Here is a 21,920-nt window from a genome sequence, read left to right on the forward strand (position 1 = left end):
CCGGCGGTACAACCGTAGCACCACAGGAAAATCCCGCAGGAATTTCCTCCACGTGGCACGATCACTGGCCATGGGGGTTGTCGTCCGCTCAGCGCTCTGGGGCCTAGGCATCGGCTCGCTGCTCATGGCCGCCTTCGTGACGATGATCGAGCTGGCGAGCACGACCGAGTCCACGTCCTCGACCTTCGTCACGATCACCGCGATCCTGATCTTCGCGCTGCTCTTCGGCGGCATCCCCGGCACCGTGATCGGCACGGCCGTGGGCTTCATCCGCCGCTCACTCCACCGCCCGAGGTACCCCAGGCCGGTGCCCCCGCCCATCCCGCAGCAGCCCTACGACATGTGGTCCGAGCTGGTGGAACGCTGCGCCGAGTCGACCAGACGAGTCGCCGCGGCCGTCCAGACCGTCCCCAGGTCACCCGCCAAGGACTGGCTCGCGCGGATCAGCGAGCAGCTCACCAGGGAGCTCGACGACGTGCGCGGCATCGCGCAGCTCGGCAGGGCCCTGGGCGCGGTCGACCGGCAGCACCCGGTGTACCAGCGGCTGCTCAAGGCCGCGCACGACTTCCACCAGTTCGAGAACGAGGTCGGCAGGGTCGCCCTGCAGATGTTCGACCACCCCGAGCTGGACGAGGCGCGCACCCACCTCGAGGTGCTCGAGAAGCAGCTCCCTCAGCTGTCGACCTGAAGCGCCGACTGCCACCAGCCCAGCACCTCGTCCGCGGCATCGGGCGCGGCCACCAGCAGCCCGTCGACAGGCAGTTGAGCGCCCTCGCCGCGTCTGTCCAGCACCACCGCACCGGACTCGACGGCCAACGACACGGCCCCCGCCACGTCCCACTCGTGGTAGCCGTGCAGCACCGCGGCGGCGACGTGGCCCAGTGCCACCTGGGCCACGGCCAGGCACTTCGAGCCCAGGACGCGGACGCCCGTGCCGGCGATCGCGGCCGTCGAGATGAACTCGCCCATGCCCGGCCACGGACCGGTGCGCGTCATCTCCGTGCACACCACCAGGGAGTCGCCCTGGCGTTCGGACAGGCGGATCGGGGTGCCGTTCGCGCGCATGCCGCGGCCTCGGGCGGCGGCGTAGATCTGGGAGCGGTACGGGTCGGCCACCACGCCGACGACCGGGCCCCAGCGGTCCACCAGGGCCAGGCTGTAGGCGCACCAGGGCATGCCGGCCGTGTAGTTCGCGGTGCCGTCGACCGGGTCCACGACCCAGCGGAACTCGGAGTCGTCCGGCACGTCCACGTCGGAGTTCTCGCAGAAGACCGGGATCGACGGGAACTCCGCGGTCAGCACGCGGCGGGTGTGGCGTTCCAGGGTGCGGTCGGTGTCGGTCACCCAGTCGAAGGGCGACTCGTCGGAGTCGGGACGCACGCCGCGGCCGGCGGTGGCCATGATGACGTCCGAGGCGTCGTTCGCCAGGCGACCGGCCACTTCCAGCGCGATGGACACCAGTCCGGGGTCGGCCGGGTGCGCGGGACGGGACGACAAGACGGTCATGCTGGCCTAGTTTCACCGCGTCGGGTGACCGGCAGCCGACGCGAAGATGACGAATCGACGATCACCTGGCCACGACGCGAGGTGTTCTGACCGCGTCAAATTTCGTGTCACGCGGACTTCATGCTGGCACCCCAGGGTGTCATCTGTGCGCGTAGCGATCGTGACCGAGAGCTTCCTGCCTCAGGTGAACGGGGTGACCAACTCCGTTCTCCGGGTGCTGGAGCACCTGCGGCGTGGTGGCCACCAGGCTCTGGTGGTCGCGCCCGGTGCCGGCGCCGACGAACACCACGGCACGCCCGTCGTCAGAGTTTCCGCGGTCGACGTGCCCATGGTGACCAGCCTGCCCATCGGTGTCCCCAGCCCGCGGGTGCTGCACGCGCTGGCCGAGTTCCAGCCGGACGTCGTGCACCTCGCGTCGCCGTTCGTGCTGGGCGCGTACGGGCTCAGAGCCGCGCGCAAGATCGACGTCCCGACCGTCGCGGTCTACCAGACCGACGTGGCCGGGTTCGCCGGCAACTACGGCCTCGGGCTCACCAAGCGGGCGGCGTGGCGGTGGACGAAACGCCTGCACACGCTGGCCGACCGCACGCTGGCGCCGTCCAGCTCGGCGGTCGAGGCGCTGGAGCAGCACGGGGTGCCGCGCGTGCACCGGTGGGGCCGCGGCGTCGACATCGACCTCTTCCGCCCGCGCACCAGGCACAACGACGAGCTGACCGTGGGCTACGTCGGACGCCTCGCGCCGGAGAAGCAGGTGCACCGGCTCAAGGAGATCCACGACCTGCCCGGCGTGAAGCTGCGGGTCGTCGGTGACGGGCCCGACCGCGAGCAGCTCGAACGCGATCTGCCGAACGCGGAGTTCCTCGGCTTCCGCACCGGTGAGGCGCTCGCCGAGGCGTACGCGTCGCTCGACGTCTTCGTCCACACCGGACCGCACGAGACGTTCTGCCAGGCCGTGCAGGAGGCGCTCGCGACCGGGCTGCCGGTGCTCGCGCCGAACGCGGGCGGCCCGCGCGACCTGGTTGCGCACGGCAAGACCGGGTACCTCTTCGAGGACGACATCGCGCAGTACGTGGACCTGCTGCGCGACCCGCTGCGGCGCAAGCGGTTCGGGCTCGCTGCTCGCAAGTCGGTGCTCAATCGCACCTGGCCGGCGATCTGCGACGAGCTGATGGGCCACTACGCCGCGGTGATCGGACTCACCCACCAGGCGGCGGCTTGAGGATCGTTCAGCTGGCCAACTTCTACGGACCGAAGTCGGGCGGCCTGCGCACGGCGTTGCACCACCTCGGCACGGGCTACGTGCAGGCGGGCCACGAGGTGGTGCTCGTCGTGCCGGGCGACCACCGCGCGGACGAGGTGCTGCCCGGCGGCGTCCGGCGCATCACGCTGCCCGCGGTGAAGATCCCGTACACCGGCGGCTACCGCGTCGTGGACCCGTGGCGCGTCAAGGCGTTGATGGAACACCTCAGGCCGGACAGGCTGGAGGTGTCGGACCGCCTGACGTTGCGCGGCATGGGGTCGTGGGCCGGCGAACGGGACATCCCGAACGTCGTGATCTCCCACGAACGCCTCGACCGCCTGCTGCAGTTCGTGCTGCCGGAAAGCCCGGCGGTGAAAGCCGCCGACTGGGCCAACCGCCGCATGGCCGCCTCCTACGACACGGTGGTGTGCACGACGGCTTTCGCGCGCGAGGAGTTCGACCGCATCGGCGCCCGCAACGTCACCCAGGTGCCGCTCGGCGTCGACCTCACCACCTTCACCCCGCGCCGCCACTCCGCCGACCTGCGCCGGGATCTGTTGCAGGGCGAGGAGAAGCTGCTCATCCACTGTGGACGGTTGTCGCCGGAGAAGCACGTGGAACGCTCCGTCGACACGCTGGCCGAACTCCACGAGCAGGGCCACTCGGCCCGGCTGGTGATCGCCGGTGACGGCCCGCGCCGGGCGTTCCTGGAGAAGCGCGCGAACGGCCTGCCGGTGACGTTCCTCGGCTTCGTGAAGTCACGGCTCGACGTCGCCTCGCTGCTCGCCTCCGCCGACCTCTCCCTCGCGCCCGGCCCGCACGAGACGTTCGGACTGGCCGCGCTGGAGGCCCTCGCCAGCGGCACGCCGGTCGTCGTCAGCCAGAGCAGCGCGCTGAAGGAGATCGTCCGGCCGTCCTGCGGCGCGGCCGTCGACGACCACGCCGCGGCGTTCGCGACCGCTGCCCGGCACCTGCTGGAAAGCGGCTCGCGGGAGGCCGCGCGGGCACGGGCGGAGGAGTACCCCTGGCAGGCCGCGGTGGACGGCATGCTGACAGCTCTGAAGGTGCCCTGAAGATGATCTCAGCGGTCCTGACCTAGTCTCTTGTTCATGTCGCGAGCCGGCTTGGACAAGAACCCCCGCGAGGTCGCCGAGATGTTCGACGGCGTGGCCAAGGGCTACGACCGCACGAACTCGGTCATGACGCTGGGCTTCGACCGCCGCTGGCGGGAGTGGAGCAGGCGCGTCCTCGACGCCCGTCCCGGCGAGAAGGTCCTCGACCTCGCCGCGGGCACGGCCGTGTCCACGGTCGAGTACGCCGCGTCCGGCGCCTGGTGCGTTGCCGCCGACTTCTCCGTCGGCATGCTCGCCTCCGGTGCCCACCGCCGCGTCCCGAAGGTGGCGGCCGACGCCCTGCGCCTGCCCTTCAAGGACGACTCCTTCGACGCCGTCACGGTGTCCTTCGGCATCCGCAACTTCAACGACACGGTCCTCGCCCTGAAGGAGATGGCCCGCGTCACGAAGCCCGGCGGCCGCATGGTGATCTGCGAGGTCTCCACCCCGGTGTGGAAGCCGTTCCGCTTCGTCTACATGCGCTACCTGCTCAAGCTCCTGCCGTTCATCGCGAAGTTCGTGTCGTCGAACCCGGTCGCCTACTCCTACCTGGCCGAGTCCATGGCCACCTGGCCCGACCAGCGCGCGCTCGGCGAGCTGATCGCCAAGGCGGGCTGGGAGGACGTGGCCTGGTTCAACCTGACCGGCGGCATGGTGGCCCTGCACCGCGCGACCAAGCCGAAGCCGAAGGCCGAGCCGGAAGAGGCCTGATCGGCCGGACGGTGGAGCCGAACGAGGCACCCCCGCAACCGCCCTCCCCGCCGCACGGTCGAGGGTGCCGAGGCAGCTGCCCAGGGCGATCCCGGCTTCATCGGCAGAACCGCGGGCATCGGGCATCGGGCTGCGGATCTGCGCGAGCGCCTGGCGGCCCTGGTCTCAGCGAGCGCCGGTTAGAGTCGCGAGTGAGGTGTGACCGGTACACGAGGGAGTCTGGATGAGCAGGCGCGGGATCAACGAGGACGCCGACGTCATCGTGGTGGGGGCGGGACCGGCGGGCTCGACCGCGGCGACCTACCTGGCCAGGGCAGGCCTCGACGTGCTGCTGCTGGAGAAGAGCTCCTTCCCCAGGGAGAAGGTCTGCGGCGACGGCCTGACCCCGCGCGGCGTCAAGCAGCTGATCGACCTCGGCATCGACACCCGCGAGGAGAACGGCTGGCTGCACAACAAGGGGCTGCGGGTCGTCGGCGGTGGCGTCACGCTGGAGCTCGACTGGCCGGAGCTGGCCACGTTCCCCAACTACGGCGTGGTCCGCCCGCGCATGGACTTCGACGAGATGCTCGCGAACACGGCCAAACAAGCCGGCGCGCGCATGCACGAGAACACCACCGTCACCAAGGCGATCATCGAGAACGGCCGGGTCGTCGGCGTCGAAGCCAAGCAGGGACCGGAGAAGAACCCGGTCACCTACCGCGCGCCGATCACGGTCGCGTGCGACGGCGTCAGCGCACGACTCGCGATCAGCGCGGGTCTGCAGAAGGACGACAACAAGCCGATGGGCGTCGCGGTCCGCCGTTACTACGCGAGCCCGCGCACCAAGGACGACTACCTCGAGTCGCACCTCGAGCTGTGGGCGCCGGACGGCCAGCTGCTGCCCGGCTACGGCTGGATTTTCGGCATGGGCGACGGCAGCGTCAACGTCGGCCTCGGCATCCTCAGCACGTCGAAGGCCTACGGCACGACGGACTACCGCGCGCTCCTGCGCAGCTGGCTCGACGGCACGCCGGAGGAGTGGGGCTTCCGCGAGGAGAACGCGACGAGCCGCATCGGCGGCGCCGCGCTGCCGATGGGCCTCAACCGCAAGCCGCACTACAAGAACGGCCTCGTGCTCGTCGGCGACGCCGGCGGCATGGTCAACCCGTTCAACGGCGAGGGCATCGGCTACGCCATGGAGTCGGCCAAGATCGCGTCCGAAAGTGTCGTCCAGGCCCTCGCTCGGACCGGCGTCAACCGTGAACACGCGCTGCACGGCTACCCGGTGCGCATCGAACAGGCGCTCGGCAGTTACTACCGGCTCGGGAACGTCTTCTCGAAGCTCATCGGGAACCCGACGGTCATGCGGACCGCAACGAAGTACGGAATGCCGCGAAAGCGCCTGATGAAACTCGTGCTCAAGCTACTTGCGGGCCTCTACGACCCCAAGGACGGCGACGCAATGGACCGCCTGATCGTGGCCGCCACGAAGCTCGCGCCGACGGCGTAAATTACTCCGAATAGGTGACGGCACCGGCTCAATACGAGCCGGTGCCGTTTCGCATGTGTCCGTCAAGTTAAAGCCCCAGGTCAGACCCTGTGATCCAGGTCATTTACAGGCGTTCTACACTGGCGAGCGACCTTGTGAATCACTTCACAACAGTGTGAACAGGCTTGTGAACTGTTTCACAAGCGTTTGTTAGGTTCGCCTAACAAACGGGTTGTTGAACTACACCCTTAGGGTGCGCCTCGACCGCGAGGAAAGGACGACGGAGCGTGCTTGACCCTTACCTCCCCCTCGTATTGATGTTCGCGCTCGCCGGGGCGTTCGCACTCTTCTCGGTGACCGCAGCGCCCTACATCGGACCCCGCCGCTACAACAGGGCGAAGCTCGACGCGTACGAGTGCGGCATCGAGCCGAGCCCGCAGCCGGTCGTGGGTGGCGGGCGCATGCCGGTCGCCTACTACCTGACGGCGATGCTCTTCATCTTGTTCGACATCGAAATGGTCTTCCTCTACCCGTTCGCCGTCGCTGCCGACAAGCTCGGCCTGTTCGGGCTGGTGGAGATCGTCCTGTTCGTCGCCACGGTCGGCTTCGCGTACGTCTACGTGTGGCGTCGCGGCGGCCTCGACTGGAACTGAGGAAGTCATGGGTCTCGAGGAGAAGCTCCCGAACGGCATCCTGCTGGCCAGCGTCGAGAAGCTGGTCAACTGGACCCGCAAGTCCTCGCTGTGGCCTGCCACCTTCGGCCTGGCCTGCTGCGCCATCGAGATGATGACGACGGGTGGTCCGCGCTACGACCTCGCCCGGTTCGGCATGGAGGTCTTCCGCGCGTCACCGCGCCAGGCCGACCTGATGATCGTCGCGGGCCGCGTCACCAACAAGATGGCGCCGGTGCTGAGGCAGATCTACGACCAGATGCCCGAGCCGCGCTGGGTGCTGGCGATGGGTGTGTGCGCCAGCAGCGGCGGCATGTTCAACAACTACGCGGTGGTGCAGGGCGTCGACCACGTCGTGCCCGTCGACATGTACCTGCCGGGCTGCCCGCCGCGGCCGGAGATGCTGATGGACGCGATCCTCAAGATCCACGCCAAGATCATGGACGAGCCGCTGAACGCCGTGCGCGCCAAGGCACTCGCCGAGTCGGGCCACCGCACCGAACTCATCCCGTCCTCCGAGCGTTTTGCGAGGAAGAAGTGACCGAGCCAGGGGGAGAGCACTCCAGCGCCGACCGCGCTGTCGAGGGCCTCGAGAAGACGAACGGCGCAGAGGCCAAAGCGCCGATCTTCGCGGGCAAGGAGCGCAAGGGCCTCTTCGGCGTCTCCGGCTCCGGCGACACGTCGGGCTTCGGCGGTCTGCGCCTGCCCGCGCACGTGGCCGCGCCCGCGGAGCGCCCGTTCGGCGGCTGGTTCGACGAGGTCGCCGACGAGCTGTTCGCCGCGATCAGCGACAAGGGCCTGCCCGCCGACACCGTGCAGCAGGTGACCGTCGACCGCGGCGAGATCACCTTCTACCTCAAGCCGGAGACGTTGCTGGAGGTCGCGCGCATCTGCCGCGACACCCCGTCGCTGCGCTTCGAGCTGTGCAGCTCGGTGTCCGGGGTGGACTACGGCGCCGGCGTGCCGCAGCGCCTGCACTCGGTGGTGCACCTGACGTCCATGACCTACCGGCGCCGCATCCGGCTCGAGGTCGCGGTCGACGTCGAGAGCCCGCACGTGCCGAGCCTCGTCGAGGTCTACCCGACGGCGGACTGGCAGGAGCGCGAGGCCTGGGACATGTTCGGGATCATCTACGACGGTCACCCCGGACTGACCCGCATCCTCATGCCGGACGACTGGGACGGACACCCCCAGCGCAAGGACTACCCGCTGGGCGGCATCCCGGTGGAGTACAAGGGCGCGGAGATTCCTCCGCCGGACCAGAGGCGGTCGTACTCATGACCGAGCGACTTTCCGACGTGACCACCGGAACCGACACCAGCGCGACCGGCAGGGACAGCGCGGACGACACCCGCACCGAGGTCGCGGAGTCCCGCAGGACCACGGAGGGCACCGTCTACACGGTGACCGGCGGCGACTGGGACGAGGTGCTCGCGGACGCGGTCCACGACGAGCGCATCGTCATGAACCTCGGCCCGCAGCACCCGTCGACGCACGGCGTGCTCCGGCTGGTCCTGGAGCTCGAGGGCGAGACGGTCACCCACGCCCGCAGCGTCATCGGCTACCTGCACACGGGTATCGAGAAGAACTGCGAGTACCGGACCTGGGTCCAGGGCGTCACGTTCATCACGCGCACGGACTACCTGGCGCCGCTGCACCACGAAGCGGCGTACTGCATGGGCGTCGAGAAGCTGCTCGGCATCACGGTTCCCGAGCGCGCGCAGGCGGTCCGCGTGCTGCTGATGGAGCTCAACCGGATCAGCTCGCACCTCGTCGCCCTCGCCACCGGCGGCATGGAGCTCGGAGCGCTGACCGGCATGACCTCCGGCTTCCGCGAGCGCGAGGAGGTGCTGCACCTGCTGGAGCACCTCACCGGTCTGCGCATGAACCACGCGTTCATCCGGCCCGGCGGCCTCGCGCAGGACCTGCCGGTGGACGCGGTCGAGAAGATCAACTCGTTCGTCAAGATCATGGAAAAGCGGCTGCCGGACTACGACAAGCTGCTCACCGGTCAGCCGATCTGGCGCAACCGCCTCGCGGGCGTGGGCTACCTGCCCGTCGACGCGTGCATCGCGCTCGGCATCACCGGCCCGATCCTGCGTTCCGCCGGCCTGGCGTGGGACCTGCGCAAGATCGAGCCGTACAGCGGCTACGAGAACTACGAGTTCGACGTGCCGACCTCGAACGCGGCGGACTGCTTCGCGCGGTACCTGCTGCGGCTGGAGGAGATGCACCAGTCGCTGCGGATCATCAAGCAGGTCGTGAAGAGCCTGCCGACCGGTCCGGTGATGGTGGAGGACGCCAAGATCGCGTGGCCCGCGCAGCTCACGATCGGCAGCGACGGCATGGGCAACTCGCTCGAGCACGTCCGCAAGATCATGGGCCAGTCCATGGAGTCCCTGATCCACCACTTCAAGCTGGTGACCGAGGGCTTCAAGGTCCCGGCGGGCCAGGTGTACGTGCCGATCGAGTCGCCGCGCGGCGAGCTGGGCTACCACCTCGTCTCCGACGGCGGCACCCGCCCGATGCGCGTGCACCTGCGCGAACCCAGCTTCGTGAACCTCCAGTCGATGCCCGCGATGTGCGAGGGCGGCATGGTCGCCGACGTGATCGCCGCCGTCGCCTCGATCGACCCGGTGATGGGTGGTTGCGACCGATGACGCATGCCAAGGAAGAAACCGTGTTCGACCAGTCCACTGTGGACAAGGCGCAGGCGATCATCGCCCGCTACCCGCAGTCCCGCAGTGCGCTGCTGCCGATGCTGCACCTGGTGCAGTCGGTCGAGGGCTACGTGAGCCAGGAGGGCATCCGGTTCTGCGCCGGTCAGCTCGACCTGACCGAGGCCGAGGTCAGCGCGGTCGCGACGTTCTACACGATGTACAAGCGCCGCCCGTGCGGCGAGCACCTGGTCAGCGTGTGCACGAACACGCTGTGCGCGGCGCTTGGCGGCGACGACATCTACGCCACCCTCAAGAGCCACCTCGGGGTCGGCCACGAGGAGACCGCGGGCGAGCCGGGCACGCCGGGCTCGATCACGCTGGAGCACGCCGAGTGCCTCGCCGCGTGCGACCTCGGCCCGGTTCTCCAGGTGAACTACGAGTTCTACGACAATCAGACGCCCGACAAGGCGCTGCAGCTCGTGAAGGCACTGCAGAACGGGGAGCGCCCTGCCCCGACCCGCGGTGCCCCGCTCACCGACTTCAAGCAGGCCGAGCTCCAGCTCGCCGGGTTCTTCGAGGGTCGCGACGCCGACCTCGACGGCCCGTCGGCGGCGCCGGAGACGTTGCGCGGAGCCAAGATCGCGCAGGAACGCGGCTGGGACGCCCCTGCGGTGCCCAGCAACGTCGAGTTCCCGCCGATCCCGGAAAAGAAGTAGGGACGACATGGTTGACCCGCTGACTCCCGTTCTCACCAAGCGCTGGACCGAGCCCAGGTCCTGGACCATCGAGACCTACGAGCGCACCGGTGGCTACACCGCCCTGCCCAAGGCGCTGAAGGCCCACCCGGACCAGCTCATCCAGCAGTGCAAGGACTCCGGGCTGCGCGGCCGCGGCGGCGCGGGCTTCCCCACCGGCATGAAGTGGGGCTTCATCCCGCAGGGCGACGGCAAGCCGCACTACCTCGTCATCAACGCCGACGAGGGCGAGCCGGGCACCTGCAAGGACATCCCGCTGATGATGGCGGACCCGCACTCGCTGATCGAGGGCGTGATCATCACGTCGTACGCGATCCGCGCGAACTTCGCGGCGATCTACGTCCGCGGTGAGGTTCTGCACTGCATCCGCCGCCTCAACGCGGCGGTGCGCGAGGCGTACGCCAAGGGCTACCTGGGCAAGGACATCCTCGGCAGCGGGTTCGACCTCGACGTCGTGGTGCACGCCGGCGCCGGCGCGTACATCTGCGGTGAGGAGACGGCGCTGCTCGACTCGCTGGAGGGCCGTCGCGGCCAGCCGCGGCTCAAGCCTCCGTTCCCCGCGACCTCGGGCCTCTACGCGTCGCCCACCGTGGTGAACAACGTCGAGACGATCGCGTCGGTTCCCTTCATCGTCAACGGTGGCGCGGACTGGTTCCGCGAGATGGGCCGCGACCGCTCACCCGGTCCGAAGATCTTCTCGCTGTCCGGCCACGTCACGAACCCCGGCCAGTACGAGGCGCCGATGGGCACCACGCTGCGCCAGCTGCTGGACCTGGCCGGCGGCATGAAGGACGGCATCCCGCTGAAGTTCTGGACGCCGGGTGGCTCGTCCACCCCGCTGTTCACCGCGGACCACCTCGACGTGCCGCTGGACTTCGAGGGCGCGGCCGAGGCGGGCTCGATGCTCGGCACGACCGCGATCCAGATCTTCAACGAGACCGTGTCCGTGCCGTGGGCCGTCCTGAAGTGGACGGAGTTCTACAAGCACGAGTCGTGCGGCAAGTGCACGCCGTGCCGCGAGGGCACGTACTGGCTCGTGCAGATCCTGCAGCGGATGGTGCGGGGCGAGGGCACGGCGAGCGACATCGACACGTTGCTCGACGTCTGCGACAACATCCTCGGCCGCTCGTTCTGCGCGCTCGGTGACGGTGCCGTCAGCCCCATCACCAGTGGCATCAAGTACTTCAAGGACGAGTTCCTCGCGTTGTGCGACCAGAACTCCAAGGTCCTGGCTGGAGCGAACGCATGACCATCGCGCCTGACAAGTCCACCGAGCTGGTCGTGCCAGAGGGCCACGTCAAGCTCGTCATCGACGGTGTGGAAGTGGTTGCGCCCAAGGGTGAGCTGCTGATCCGCACGGCCGAGCGCCTCGGCACGGTCATCCCGCGCTTCTGCGACCACCCGCTGCTGGAGCCCGCCGGCGCCTGCCGCCAGTGCCTCGTCGAGGTCGAGATGGGCGGCCGGCCGATGCCGAAGCCGCAGGCCTCCTGCACGATGACGGTCGCGGACGGCATGGTCGTGAAGACCCAGCTGACCTCGCCGGTCGCGGACAAGGCCCAGCAGGGTGTGATGGAGCTGCTGCTCATCAACCACCCGCTGGACTGCCCGATCTGCGACAAGGGCGGCGAGTGCCCGCTGCAGAACCAGGCGATCGCGCACGGCCGCGCGGACTCCCGGTTCCACGAGCACAAGCGCACGTTCCCGAAGCCGATCAACATCTCCACGCAGGTGCTGCTCGACCGGGAGCGGTGCGTGCTCTGCCAGCGCTGCACCCGGTTCTCCGCGCAGATCGCCGGCGACCCGTTCATCGAGCTGCTGGAGCGCGGTGCGCAGCAGCAGATCGGTGTGGCGGCGGAGAAGCCGTTCCAGTCGTACTTCTCCGGCAACACCATCCAGATCTGCCCGGTCGGTGCTCTGACGAGCGCGCAGTACCGGTTCCGCGCCCGGCCGTTCGACCTCGTGTCGACGCCGAGCGTCTGCGAGCACTGCTCGTCCGGCTGCGCCGAGCGCACCGACTGGCGGCGCGGCAAGGTGCAGCGCAAGCTCGCCGGCGACGACCCGCAGGTCAACGAGGAGTGGATCTGCGACAAGGGCCGGTTCGCCTTCCGCTACGCCACGGCCGACGACCGCATCACGCGGCCGCTCGTGCGCGACGAGGAGACCGGTGAGCTGCGCGAGTCCTCGTGGACCGAGGCGCTGCAGGTCGCGGCGGCCGGTCTGACGGCGGCCAGGGACGCGAACGGCGTCGGCGTGCTGACCGGTGGCCGGCTGACCGTCGAGGACGCCTACGCGTACTCGAAGTTCGCCCGGATCGCGTTGCGCACCAACGACATCGACTTCCGCGCCCGGCCGCACAGCGCCGAGGAGCTGGAGTTCCTGTCGTCGACGACGGTCTTCACCAACCCGGACAACGGCGTCACGTTCCAGGGCATCGAGAAGGCACCGGCGGCTCTGCTGGTCGCGTTCGAGCCCGAGGAGGAAGCGCCGATCGTCTTCCTGCGCCTGCGCAAGGCCGCTCGCAAGGGCACGACGAAGGTCTTCCACCTCGGCCAGTTCACGACTCCGGCCGTGGAGAAGACGTTCGGCACGCTGCTCGCCTGCGTGCCCGGTGCCGAGGCCTCAGCGCTCAACGCGTTGCCGGAGCACGCTTCCGACGTCGTCGAGCTGCTGAGCAAGCCCGGTGCGGTGATCCTCGTCGGCGAGCGCGCCGCCGAGATCCCCGGTGCGTTCACCGCGGTCGCGAAGCTCGCGGAGCGCACCGGCGCCCAGGTCGCGTGGATTCCCCGCCGTGCCGGTGAGCGCGGTGCGCTCGCGGTCGGTGCCGTGCCGAACCTGCTGCCCGGTGGCCGCCACGTCACGAACACCGCCGCGCGCACCGAGGTCGAGCGGACCTGGGGCGTCGAGGAGGGCTCGCTCCCCGCGACGCCCGGCCGCGACACCAACGGCATCCTCGAGGCGATCGTGAACGGCCAGCTGTCCGGCCTGGTGGTCGGCGGCGTCGACCCCTACGACCTGCCCGACCCGGCGCTGGCCGAGAAGGCGTTGTCCGAGGCGAAGTTCATCGTGAGCCTCGAACTGCGGCCGAGTGCCGTCACCGCGAAGGCGAACGTCGTGCTCCCGATCGCCCCGGCGGTCGAGAAGTCCGGCAGCTACCTCAACTGGGAGGGCCGCCGCCGCGAGTTCGGCACGACCCTCGAAGGCACCGGCGCGCTGCCGGACTGCCGCGTGCTCGACACCCTCGCGGTGGAGATGGACGCGGACCTGTTCACGCAGACGCCCGCCGCCTCGGCCGCCGACCTGGCCCGCCTGGGCGAGGGCGCCCCGAGCGGTTCCTCGCTCAATGTCGCCCCGCCGCTCACCGGTCCCGCCGGTGCCGGCAAGGCCGTGCTCGCCACGTGGCACCGGCTGATCGGCAACGGCTCGCTGCAGGTCGACGAGCCGTACCTCGCCGGCACGGCCCGTCCGGTCGTCGCGAAGGTCGCCGAGGCCACCGCGCAGCAGTTCGGGCTGAAGTCCGGCGGCTACGTGACGGTCTCCACCGACCGCGGTGCGATCACGCTCCCGGTCGAGACCGACGACCTGCCCGAGGGCGTCATCTGGCTGCCCACCAACTCGGGTGACGTGACCGTGCGAGCCACGCTCGGCGCGGGCCACGGCTCGATCGTCTCCGTCAGCGGAGGGAAGTCATGACGAAGAACCTCGCAGCGGAGATCGGCGACACCGCCAAGCTCCTCGCGGACGACCCGATCTGGCTCATCCTGATCAAGGTCGTCGGGATCTTCGCGTTCCTGGTGGTCATGACCCTGTTCATGATCAACTGGGAGCGCAAGGTCGTCGCGCGCATGCAGCACCGTCCCGGCCCCAACCGGGTCGGCCCGAACGGCTGGCTGCAGTCGCTCGCGGACGGTCTGAAGCTCGCGTTCAAGGAGGACATCCGCCCGGTCCTCGCGGACAAGTGGGTGTTCTTCCTCGCCCCGGTGATCTCCTGCATCCCCGCGTTCCTCGCGTTCTCGGTGATCCCGCTCGCCGGCAAGGTGAGCATGTTCGGCCAGGAGACCTCGCTGCAGCTCGTCGACCTCCCGGTCGGCGTGCTGGTGGTGCTGGCCTGCTCCTCGCTCGGCGTCTACGGCATCGTGCTGTCCGGCTGGGCCTCCGGCTCGCCGTACCCGCTGCTCGGCGCCCTGCGCTCGGCCGCGCAGGTGATCTCCTACGAGATCGCGATGGGCCTGTCGATCGTCGCGGTGATCATGTTCACCGGCTCGATGTCGACGGGTGACATCGTGAACGCGCAGGCGAACCTGCTCGGCGGCGTCGTCCCCGGCTGGTTCGGCCTCCTGCTGTTCCCCAGCTTCGTGATCTACGTGGTGTCGATGGTCGGCGAGACCAACCGCGCGCCGTTCGACCTCCCCGAGGCCGAGTCGGAGCTGGTCGGTGGTTTCCACACCGAGTACAGCTCGCTGAAGTTCGCGCTGTTCTTCCTCGCCGAGTACGTCAACATGGTCACCGTCTCGGCGCTCGCGACCACGCTCTTCCTCGGCGGCTACCACGCCCCGTGGGGCGGCGAGTTCATGAACACCGGCTGGTGGGGCCTGCTCTGGTTCATCCTCAAGACGCTGGCGTTCCTGTTCCTCTTCATCTGGCTGCGCGGCACGCTTCCCCGCCTGCGCTACGACCAGTTCATGAAGCTGGGCTGGAAGGTGCTGGTCCCGACCAGCCTCGTCTGGATCATGGCCGTCGCGGTCATCCGCACCGGTGCCATCCAGCAGCTCTCCACGGCGCAGCGGCTCATCGCGCTCGGCGTGGTCGTCGGCCTGGTGCTGCTGGTCTCGTTCCTGTTGCCGGACAAGAAGGTCTCCGACACCAAGGGCGTGCCGCTCGCTGGATCGGGCTTCCCGGTGCCGCCGCTCGACCTCGCCGTCCCCAAGTCAGCGCCCAAGCGCAAGGTCAAGGTCGCCAACATCCCTGCGGAGAAGGCAGCCGTCACCACCGGTAAGGAGGCTGAGTAGGGATGTTCGAGTCCCTCAAAGGCTTCGGCGTCACCTTCGGCACCATGTTCAAGAAGGTGGTGACGGAGGAGTACCCCGAGGTCAAGAAGGTGACCGCGCCGCCGTTCCACGGCCGTCACCAGCTGAACAGGCACCCGGACGGGCTGGAGAAGTGCGTCGGTTGCGAGCTGTGCGCGTGGGCCTGCCCGGCGGACGCGATCTTCGTCGAGGGTGGCGACAACACCGAGGACGAGCGCTACTCGCCCGGTGAGCGCTACGGCAAGGACTACCAGATCAACTACCTGCGGTGCATCGGCTGCGGCCTGTGCATCGAGGCGTGCCCGACCCGTTCGCTCACGATGACGAACGAGTACGAGCTCGCCGACGACAACCGGCAGGACCTGATCTTCACGAAGGAGGACCTGCTCGCCCCGCTGCTGCCCGGCATGGAGCAGCCGCCGCACCCGATGCGGCTCGGCGACAACGAGCAGGACTACTACGTGAACGGCCCGCAGCTCGCGAAGGAGGCCGGGCAGTGAGCGTCCTGACCTTCCTGGCCCAGCAGCCGGAACCGGTGCAGCGCGTGGTCGACACCGTGACCACCGGCGAGGCCGTGGCGTTCTGGGTGCTCGGCCCGCTCGCACTGGCCGGCGCGCTCGGCATGCTCTTCGCCCGCAACGCGGTCCACTCCGCGCTGTGGCTCGTGGTCACCATGCTCAGCCTCGGTGTGCTGTACATGATCCAGCAGGCGCCGTTCCTCGGCTTCGTGCAGATCATCGTCTACACCGGCGCGATCATGATGCTGTTCCTGTTCGTGCTGATGATGGTCGGCCGCGACAGTTCGGACTCCGTGGTCGAAGTGATTCGCGGACAACGGCTCGCGGCCGCGTTGCTCGGCATCGGGTTCGCCGTCCTGATGGTCGGCTCCGTCGCCCGCGCGCTCACCTCGGTGCAGCCGAAGGGCCTGGCGGAGGCGAACACCACGAACGGCGGCAACGTCGGCAACATCGGCACGAAGCTCTTCACGGACTACCTCTTCCCGTTCGAGCTCACCTCGGCGCTGCTGATCGTCGCCGCACTCGGCGCGATGATCCTGGCCTTCGTCGGCAGGGACGGGAAGCCGGCGAAGAAGACGCAGAAGGAACTCGTCGAAGAGCGCTTCCAGTCCGGCAAGCGGGTCGGGTCCATCCCCGGTCCCGGCGTCTTCGCCACCGCCAACTCGGTGGCCACCCCCGCACTGCTGCCCGACGGCAGCGTGGCGGAGGAGTCGCTGTTCGAGCTCATCGAGGCGACCGACAAGTCCGCGTTGTCGGACGACGTCGCCGAGGTCGCGGGAACCGGTCACCAGCCGGACCCCCACGCGCTCAAGGGAAGTGAGTCGTGACTCCCACGTACTACCTGCTGCTGTCGGCACTGCTGTTCAGCATCGGCGCCGTCGGCGTTCTGGTGCGGCGCAACGCCATCGTGGTGTTCATGTGCGTCGAGCTCATGCTCAACGCGGTCAACCTGAGCCTCGTGACGTTCGCGCGGATCAACGGCTCGCTCGACGGTCAGGTGATGGCGTTCTTCGTGATGGTCGTCGCCGCGGCGGAGGTCGTCGTCGGCCTCGCGATCATCATGTCCATCTTCCGGACGCGTCGCTCGGCCTCGGTCGACGACTCGAACCTGCTGAAGTACTGAGGGGTCACCGGTGACGGAACCTGTTACCGCCAGCGGGATCGCGAGTCTCGCCTGGTTGTTGCTCGCGCTGCCCGCGTTCGGCGCGGCGGTGCTGCTGATCGCTGGCAAGCGCGCCGACAAGTGGGGCCACCTGCTCGGCTGCGCCACGATCCTCGGCGCGTTCGGCTACGGACTCGCACTGTTCTTCTCGACGCTCGGCATCTCGAACCCCGAGGAGCGGGTGCAGAACCTGCACCTGTTCAACTGGGTCGACATCAACGCGCTGACCGTCGAGTTCGGACTGCGGCTCGATCCGCTGTCGCTCACGTTCGTGCTGCTGATCACCGGTGTGGGCTCATTGATCCACATCTACTCGATCGGCTACATGGCGCACGAGGAGGGCAGGCGCAAGTTCTTCGCCTACCTGAACCTCTTCGTGTCGGCGATGCTCCTGCTGGTGCTGGGCAACGGCTTCGTGACCCTGTACTTCGGCTGGGAGGGCGTCGGTCTCGCCTCGTACCTGCTGATCGGCTGGTACCAGTACAAGCCGGAAGCGGCGTCGGCGGCCAAGAAGGCCTTCCTGATGAACCGCGTCGGTGACCTCGGTCTGGCCATCGCGATCTTCATGATGTTCAACCGGCTCGGGACCACGCAGTACACCGAGGTCTTCAGCCGCGTCAGCGAGTTCTCGTCCGCCGAGGTCCTCGCGATCACGCTGCTGCTGCTCCTGGGCGCCTGCGGCAAGTCAGGTCAGTTCCCGCTGCAGGCCTGGTTGCCCGACGCCATGGCCGGTCCGACCCCGGTGTCCGCACTGATCCACGCGGCAACGATGGTCACCGCGGGCGTCTACCTGATCGCCCGTGCGAACCCGCTCTACAACCTGAGCGCCGACGGCCGCCTGGTCGTGATGATCATCGGCGGCGTCACGCTGCTGATCGGGTGCATCATCGGTTGCGCCTACGACGACTTCAAGAAAGTCCTGGCGTACTCGACCGTTTCGCAGATCGGTTACATGATCCTCGCGGTGGGCCTCGGCCCGGTGGGTTACGCGCTCGGCATCATGCACCTGCTCACGCACGGCTTCTTCAAGGCCGGGCTCTTCCTCGGTGCCGGTTCGGTCATGCACGGCATGAACGACGAGGGCAACATCCGGCGGATGGGCGGACTGGCGAAGTACCTGCCGATCACGTTCGTCACCTGGACGCTCGGCTACCTCGCGCTGATCGGCATCCCGCCGTTCTCCGGCTACTTCTCGAAGGACGCCATCATCGCGGCGGCGTTCACCGCGGAGGGCTGGCGCGGGTACGTCTTCGGCGGTGTCGCGCTGCTCGGTGCCGCGCTGACCGCGTTCTACATGACGCGCCTGCTGATCCTCGTCTTCCTGGGCCAGCCCCGCTGGAAGGAACTGAAGTCCGAGGACGGCCGCGACTACCACCCGCACGAGTCGCCGCTGACGATGACCATCCCGATGATCATCCTCGCGGTCGGTTCCGTCGGCGCCGGTTGGTGGTTCTCCGCCAGTGGACGTCTCGCCGGCTGGCTGGAGCCGTCGCTGGGCGAGCTGAAGGAAGAGCACGGCATCCTCTCGCACGGCATGATCGGGATCCTCACGGTCGCGCTGTCGCTGGTGGGTGTCGGCCTCGCATGCCTGCTCTTCCTGCGCGGCAAGCAGCCCGTCGAGCGGCCGGTGCGCGTGTCGTTCCCGGTGCGCGCGGCTCGTGCGGACCTCTACGGCAACGCACTGAACGAGGCCCTGTTCGCGCGGCCGGGCACCTGGCTCACCCGCGCGCTGGTGTTCCTCGACCTGAAGGGCGTCGACGGTCTGGTCAACGGCACGGCGGCGCTGCTCGGCGGTAGCTCCGGCCGGTTGCGCAGGCTGCAGACCGGGTTCGTCCGCTCCTACGCACTGTCCATGCTGCTGGGCTCGATCTTCGTGCTCGGGGCGCTCCTGGTGGTGAGGTTCTCGTGACCTGGGTTCTGATCGCGCTGCTGGTCGTGCCGCTCGTCGGCGCGCTGGTGGTGACGTTCCTGCGCAAGGACGACACGAAGGCCAAGCTCGTCGCGTTCGGCTTCTCGATCGTCGAGCTGGTGCTCGCCGTCCTGCTGTGGACCGCCTACGACCCGGACGGCGACCGCATCCAGCTCGCCGCCGGCGTGGACTGGATCCCGGCGTTCGGCGTGCGGCTGTCGTTCGGCATCGACGGCATCGCGCTGGTGATGATCGCGGTCATCGCCCTGCTGATCCCGCTGGTGATCGGGGCAGGCTGGACGGAGAAGCTGCCTGCCGGTCGTTCCCAGGGCGGGTACCTCGCGCTGATCCTGGTGCAGGAGTCGGTGACGGTCGCGGTGTTCGCGGCCACCGACGTCTTCCTGTTCTACGTGCTGTTCGAGGTCATGCTGATCCCGATGTACTTCCTGATCGGCGGCTACGGCGGCGCGCGCAGGCAGTACGCGGCGGTCAAGTTCTTCCTCTACTCGTTCCTCGGCGGCCTGATCATGCTGGCCTCCGCGATCGGCGCCTACGCGATGGCGTCGGACGAGCTGGGCAAGGGCACGTTCGACTGGGCGACGCTCGTCACGGTCGTGCGCGACGCCGACCCGACGACGCAGACGTGGCTGTTCCTCGGCTTCTTCCTGGCGTTCGCGATCAAGGCGCCGCTCGTGCCGTTCCACACCTGGCTGCCCGACGCGGCCGCCGAGGCGCCGATCGGCGTCACGGTGATCGTCGTCGGCATCCTGGACAAGGTCGGCACGTTCGGCATGCTGCGCTACCTGCTGCCGATGTTCCCGACGGCGTCGAAGAACCTGGCGCCGTTCGTGCTCGTCCTCGCCGTCGCCGGTGTCCTCTACGGATCGCTGCTCGCCACGGGCCAGCGGGACATGAAGCGGTTCCTCGCCTACGTCTCGATCGCCCACTTCGGCTTCATCGCGCTCGGCATCTTCTCGTTCACGTCGCAGGCGGGCGTGGGCTCGGTGTCGTACATGCTCAACCACTCGATCTCGACCGGCATGCTGATCCTGGTGATCGGCATGGTGATCGCCCGCGGTGGTTCGTCGCAGATCTCCGACTACGGCGGCATGTCGAAGGTGGCGCCGCTGCTCGCCGGCATGCTGCTGATCTCGGGTCTGACCACCTTGTCGCTGCCGGGCACGAACTCGTTCGTCTCCGAGTTCCTGGTGCTGATCGGCTCGTTCCCGACGCAGCCGGTCTACACGATCCTCGCGACGGTCGGCATGGTGCTCGCGGCGCTCTACGTGCTGTGGCTCTACCAGCGGATGATGACCGGCCCGCTGCGCGGCGACGCCCTCGTGGCTGCTGCCGCTGGTCCGGGTGCCGTCGGCGACCCGGAGAAGAAGACCGCGATCGGCGACCTGAACAAGCGCGAGATCGCTGTTCTGGCCCCGCTCGTCGTCATCGTGCTGGCACTCGGGTTCTACCCGCAGCCGGTGCTCGACGTGATCACCCCGTCCGTCGGGGCGACGCTGACCGAGGTCGGCGTGACCGACCCGGTCTCCGCGCAGGAAGGCAAGTGACGTGAACCTCCTCGTCGCTCAGGCGCAGCAGATCGAGGCGCCGGAGATCGATTACGGCGCCATCGCGCCGGTGCTCATCGTGCTCGGCGCGGCGTGCATCAGCGTGTTGCTGGAAGCGTTGCTGCCCAAGCACCAGCGGTGGGCCGTGCAGCTCGTGCTGTCGCTCGTCACGCTGGTCGGCGCCACCGGCGCGTTGATCCTCTACGCGACCTCGGAGCGTCCCGCGCAGGGCATCGCGACGCTGGCGGGCGCGATCGCGGTCGACTCGCCGTCGCTGTTCCTGTGGGCCACGTTGCTGGTGCTGGCGTTCGGCTCGGTGTTGCTGATCGCCGACCGCTCGGTGGAGCCCGGCGGCGTGTTCGTGGCCCAGGCCGCGATCCGTCCCGGCACCATCCAGGACCGCGCGCAGGCGACGAAGACCGGCATGCAGACCGAGGTCTTCCCGCTCACGTTGTTCGCGCTCGGCGGCATGATGACGTTCGTCGCGTCGAACGACCTGCTGACCATGTTCATCGCGCTGGAAGTGCTGTCGCTGCCGCTGTACCTGCTGTGCGGCCTGGCTCGCCGCCGTCGCCTGCTCTCGCAGGAAGCGGCCGTGAAGTACTTCCTGCTGGGTGCGTTCGCCTCCGCGTTCTTCCTGTACGGCGTGGCTCTGCTGTACGGCTACGCGGGCTCGGTGAAGCTCTCGTCCATCGCCGCCGCGGCCGCCGGCACGGACCGCTCGGACACGCTGCTGTTCGCGGGCTTCGGCCTGCTGGTGGTGGGTCTGCTGTTCAAGGCGGCGGTCGGCCCGTTCCACGCCTGGACCCCGGACGTGTACCAGGGCGCGCCGACGCCGGTGACGGCGTTCATGGCCGCGTGCACCAAGGTCGCCGCGTTCGGCGGCATCCTGCGCGTGCTCACGGTGGCGTTCCAGAACACGCAGTGGGAGTGGCGCGGCGTGCTCTACGGCGTCGCGGTCGTGTCGATGGTGATCGGCGCGGTGCTGGGTCTCACCCAGACCGACGTGAAGCGCATGATCGCGTACTCCTCGGTGGCGCACGCGGGCTTCCTGCTGATCGGTTCGATCGCGCTGGTGCCGAACGGCGAGGGCGTGAGCGCGACCATGTTCTACCTGCTGGCGTACGGCTTCACCACGATCGCGGCGTTCGGCATCGTGTCGCTGGTCCGCAACTCCGACGGCGAGGCGACGCACCTGTCGCAGTGGGCGGGCCTCGCGAAGCGGTCGCCGGTCGTGGCGGGCGTGTTCACGTTCCTGCTGCTCGCGCTGGCAGGCATTCCGCTGACGTCCGGCTTCATCGGCAAGTTCGTCGTGTTCAGCGCGGCGATCGAGGCGGGCCTGACGCCGCTCGTGGTGATCGCCCTGGTGGCCTCGGCCGTCGCGGCGTTCTTCTACCTGCGGGTGATCGTGCTGATGTACTTCAGCGACCCGGCTCCGGACGGCCCGACCGTCAGCGTGCCGGGTGCGTTCACCACGATCGCGATCACGCTGGGCGCCGTCGTGACCCTGGTGCTCGGTTTGTGGCCCACGTTCGTGCTCGATTGGGCGGGTACCGGCACCTTCCTCAGCTAGGTGTACGTAGTCTGCTGGTGTGACCAGTAGCGAGCATGAGGGACCG

The 21,920-nt window shown here is 68.7% G+C and carries 20 protein-coding genes; 19 read left to right on the top strand and 1 reads right to left on the bottom strand.

The annotated features are described in order from the left end of the window. Positions 1-70 precede the first annotated feature (70 nt). On the top strand, positions 71-688 hold the full coding sequence (locus tag IEZ09_RS11425) for a hypothetical protein (RefSeq protein ID WP_189253609.1): 618 nt from the start codon (positions 71-73) through the stop codon (positions 686-688). Here IEZ09_RS11425 and IEZ09_RS11430 read toward each other — a convergent pair. Next, a complete protein-coding gene (locus IEZ09_RS11430) occupies positions 673-1,506 on the bottom strand; it encodes an inositol monophosphatase family protein (protein ID WP_189253610.1) in 834 nt (277 codons plus the stop codon). The two genes, IEZ09_RS11425 and IEZ09_RS11430, sit on opposite strands and share 16 nt — an antisense overlap. A 145-nt stretch (positions 1,507-1,651) precedes the next feature. Here IEZ09_RS11430 and IEZ09_RS11435 point away from each other — a divergent pair, with 145 nt between their 5' ends. The 18 genes from IEZ09_RS11435 (at position 1,652) to nuoN (ending at position 21,874) form a co-directional block, all read left to right on the top strand. Beyond that, positions 1,652-2,725, top strand: coding sequence for a glycosyltransferase family 4 protein (locus IEZ09_RS11435; RefSeq protein ID WP_229812454.1), 1,074 nt, complete (start codon positions 1,652-1,654; stop codon positions 2,723-2,725). Then, positions 2,722-3,819: a glycosyltransferase gene (locus tag IEZ09_RS11440; protein WP_189253612.1), complete on the top strand. Its 1,098-nt coding sequence runs from the start codon at positions 2,722-2,724 to the stop codon at positions 3,817-3,819. The genes IEZ09_RS11435 and IEZ09_RS11440 overlap by 4 nt, the downstream gene beginning before the upstream one ends. 36 nt (positions 3,820-3,855) lie before the next feature. Next, positions 3,856-4,569, top strand: a complete 714-nt coding sequence (locus IEZ09_RS11445; RefSeq protein ID WP_189253613.1) for a demethylmenaquinone methyltransferase — start codon at positions 3,856-3,858, stop codon at positions 4,567-4,569. Positions 4,570-4,792: 223 nt separating this feature from the next. Continuing rightward, positions 4,793-6,058, top strand: a complete 1,266-nt coding sequence (locus tag IEZ09_RS11450) for a geranylgeranyl reductase family protein (protein ID WP_189253614.1) — start codon at positions 4,793-4,795, stop codon at positions 6,056-6,058. Between the two features lie 266 nt (positions 6,059-6,324). Then, the gene (locus IEZ09_RS11455) at positions 6,325-6,690 is read left to right on the top strand and encodes an NADH-quinone oxidoreductase subunit A (RefSeq protein ID WP_167975087.1); all 366 of its coding nucleotides are present in this window, start codon (positions 6,325-6,327) and stop codon (positions 6,688-6,690) included. Between the two features lie 7 nt (positions 6,691-6,697). Beyond that, positions 6,698-7,249: a NuoB/complex I 20 kDa subunit family protein gene (locus tag IEZ09_RS11460; RefSeq protein WP_189253615.1), complete on the top strand. Its 552-nt coding sequence runs from the start codon at positions 6,698-6,700 to the stop codon at positions 7,247-7,249. Then, on the top strand, positions 7,246-7,989 hold the full coding sequence (locus tag IEZ09_RS11465) for an NADH-quinone oxidoreductase subunit C (protein WP_189253616.1): 744 nt from the start codon (positions 7,246-7,248) through the stop codon (positions 7,987-7,989). The genes IEZ09_RS11460 and IEZ09_RS11465 overlap by 4 nt, the downstream gene beginning before the upstream one ends. Beyond that, on the top strand, positions 7,986-9,368 hold the full coding sequence (locus IEZ09_RS11470; RefSeq protein WP_189253617.1) for an NADH-quinone oxidoreductase subunit D: 1,383 nt from the start codon (positions 7,986-7,988) through the stop codon (positions 9,366-9,368). Before IEZ09_RS11465 ends, IEZ09_RS11470 begins: the two co-directional genes overlap by 4 nt. After that, the gene (gene nuoE / locus IEZ09_RS11475) at positions 9,365-10,084 is read left to right on the top strand and encodes an NADH-quinone oxidoreductase subunit NuoE (RefSeq protein ID WP_189253618.1); all 720 of its coding nucleotides are present in this window, start codon (positions 9,365-9,367) and stop codon (positions 10,082-10,084) included. Before IEZ09_RS11470 ends, nuoE begins: the two co-directional genes overlap by 4 nt. A gap of 7 nt (positions 10,085-10,091) precedes the next feature. Beyond that, a complete protein-coding gene (nuoF, locus tag IEZ09_RS11480; protein ID WP_189253619.1) occupies positions 10,092-11,372 on the top strand; it encodes an NADH-quinone oxidoreductase subunit NuoF in 1,281 nt (426 codons plus the stop codon). Next, a complete protein-coding gene (locus IEZ09_RS11485; protein WP_189253620.1) occupies positions 11,369-13,813 on the top strand; it encodes an NADH-quinone oxidoreductase subunit G in 2,445 nt (814 codons plus the stop codon). The genes nuoF and IEZ09_RS11485 overlap by 4 nt, the downstream gene beginning before the upstream one ends. Before the next feature lie 20 nt (positions 13,814-13,833). After that, positions 13,834-15,129: an NADH-quinone oxidoreductase subunit NuoH gene (gene nuoH, locus IEZ09_RS11490; RefSeq protein WP_189253693.1), complete on the top strand. Its 1,296-nt coding sequence runs from the start codon at positions 13,834-13,836 to the stop codon at positions 15,127-15,129. A 2-nt stretch (positions 15,130-15,131) separates the two neighbouring features. Beyond that, positions 15,132-15,647 carry an NADH-quinone oxidoreductase subunit NuoI gene (gene nuoI, locus IEZ09_RS11495; RefSeq protein ID WP_189253621.1) on the top strand — a complete coding sequence of 172 codons (516 nt, stop codon included), beginning with the start codon at positions 15,132-15,134 and terminating at the stop codon, positions 15,645-15,647. After that, complete coding sequence (locus IEZ09_RS11500; RefSeq protein ID WP_370467698.1) at positions 15,644-16,492, top strand: NADH-quinone oxidoreductase subunit J; 849 nt, start codon at positions 15,644-15,646, stop codon at positions 16,490-16,492. Before nuoI ends, IEZ09_RS11500 begins: the two co-directional genes overlap by 4 nt. After that, the gene (nuoK, locus tag IEZ09_RS11505; protein WP_030473209.1) at positions 16,489-16,788 is read left to right on the top strand and encodes an NADH-quinone oxidoreductase subunit NuoK; all 300 of its coding nucleotides are present in this window, start codon (positions 16,489-16,491) and stop codon (positions 16,786-16,788) included. The genes IEZ09_RS11500 and nuoK overlap by 4 nt, the downstream gene beginning before the upstream one ends. A gap of 10 nt (positions 16,789-16,798) precedes the next feature. Further along, complete coding sequence (gene nuoL / locus IEZ09_RS11510; RefSeq protein ID WP_229812455.1) at positions 16,799-18,736, top strand: NADH-quinone oxidoreductase subunit L; 1,938 nt, start codon at positions 16,799-16,801, stop codon at positions 18,734-18,736. Further along, positions 18,733-20,301, top strand: a complete 1,569-nt coding sequence (locus IEZ09_RS11515; protein WP_189253622.1) for an NADH-quinone oxidoreductase subunit M — start codon at positions 18,733-18,735, stop codon at positions 20,299-20,301. The genes nuoL and IEZ09_RS11515 overlap by 4 nt, the downstream gene beginning before the upstream one ends. Position 20,302: 1 nt before the next feature. Next, complete coding sequence (gene nuoN, locus IEZ09_RS11520; RefSeq protein ID WP_189253623.1) at positions 20,303-21,874, top strand: NADH-quinone oxidoreductase subunit NuoN; 1,572 nt, start codon at positions 20,303-20,305, stop codon at positions 21,872-21,874. Positions 21,875-21,920 lie beyond the last annotated feature (46 nt).

The sequence above is a fragment of the Lentzea flava genome (assembly GCF_014648475.1).
GTDB lineage: Bacteria > Actinomycetota > Actinomycetes > Mycobacteriales > Pseudonocardiaceae > Lentzea > Lentzea flava.

Bases quoted from the DNA above. Each gene is read 5' to 3' on its own strand.
- IEZ09_RS11425 (WP_189253609.1), top strand. From the start codon at position 71: ATGGGGGTTGTCGTCCGCTCAGCGCTCTGGGGCCTAGGCATCGGCTCG.
- IEZ09_RS11430 (WP_189253610.1), bottom strand. From the start codon at position 1,506: ATGACCGTCTTGTCGTCCCGTCCCGCGCACCCGGCCGACCCCGGACTG.
- IEZ09_RS11445 (WP_189253613.1), top strand. From the start codon at position 3,856: ATGTCGCGAGCCGGCTTGGACAAGAACCCCCGCGAGGTCGCCGAGATG.
- IEZ09_RS11450 (WP_189253614.1), top strand. From the start codon at position 4,793: ATGAGCAGGCGCGGGATCAACGAGGACGCCGACGTCATCGTGGTGGGG.
- IEZ09_RS11460 (WP_189253615.1), top strand. From the start codon at position 6,698: ATGGGTCTCGAGGAGAAGCTCCCGAACGGCATCCTGCTGGCCAGCGTC.
- IEZ09_RS11470 (WP_189253617.1), top strand. From the start codon at position 7,986: ATGACCGAGCGACTTTCCGACGTGACCACCGGAACCGACACCAGCGCG.
- nuoE (WP_189253618.1), top strand. From the start codon at position 9,365: ATGACGCATGCCAAGGAAGAAACCGTGTTCGACCAGTCCACTGTGGAC.
- nuoF (WP_189253619.1), top strand. From the start codon at position 10,092: ATGGTTGACCCGCTGACTCCCGTTCTCACCAAGCGCTGGACCGAGCCC.
- IEZ09_RS11485 (WP_189253620.1), top strand. From the start codon at position 11,369: ATGACCATCGCGCCTGACAAGTCCACCGAGCTGGTCGTGCCAGAGGGC.
- nuoI (WP_189253621.1), top strand. From the start codon at position 15,132: ATGTTCGAGTCCCTCAAAGGCTTCGGCGTCACCTTCGGCACCATGTTC.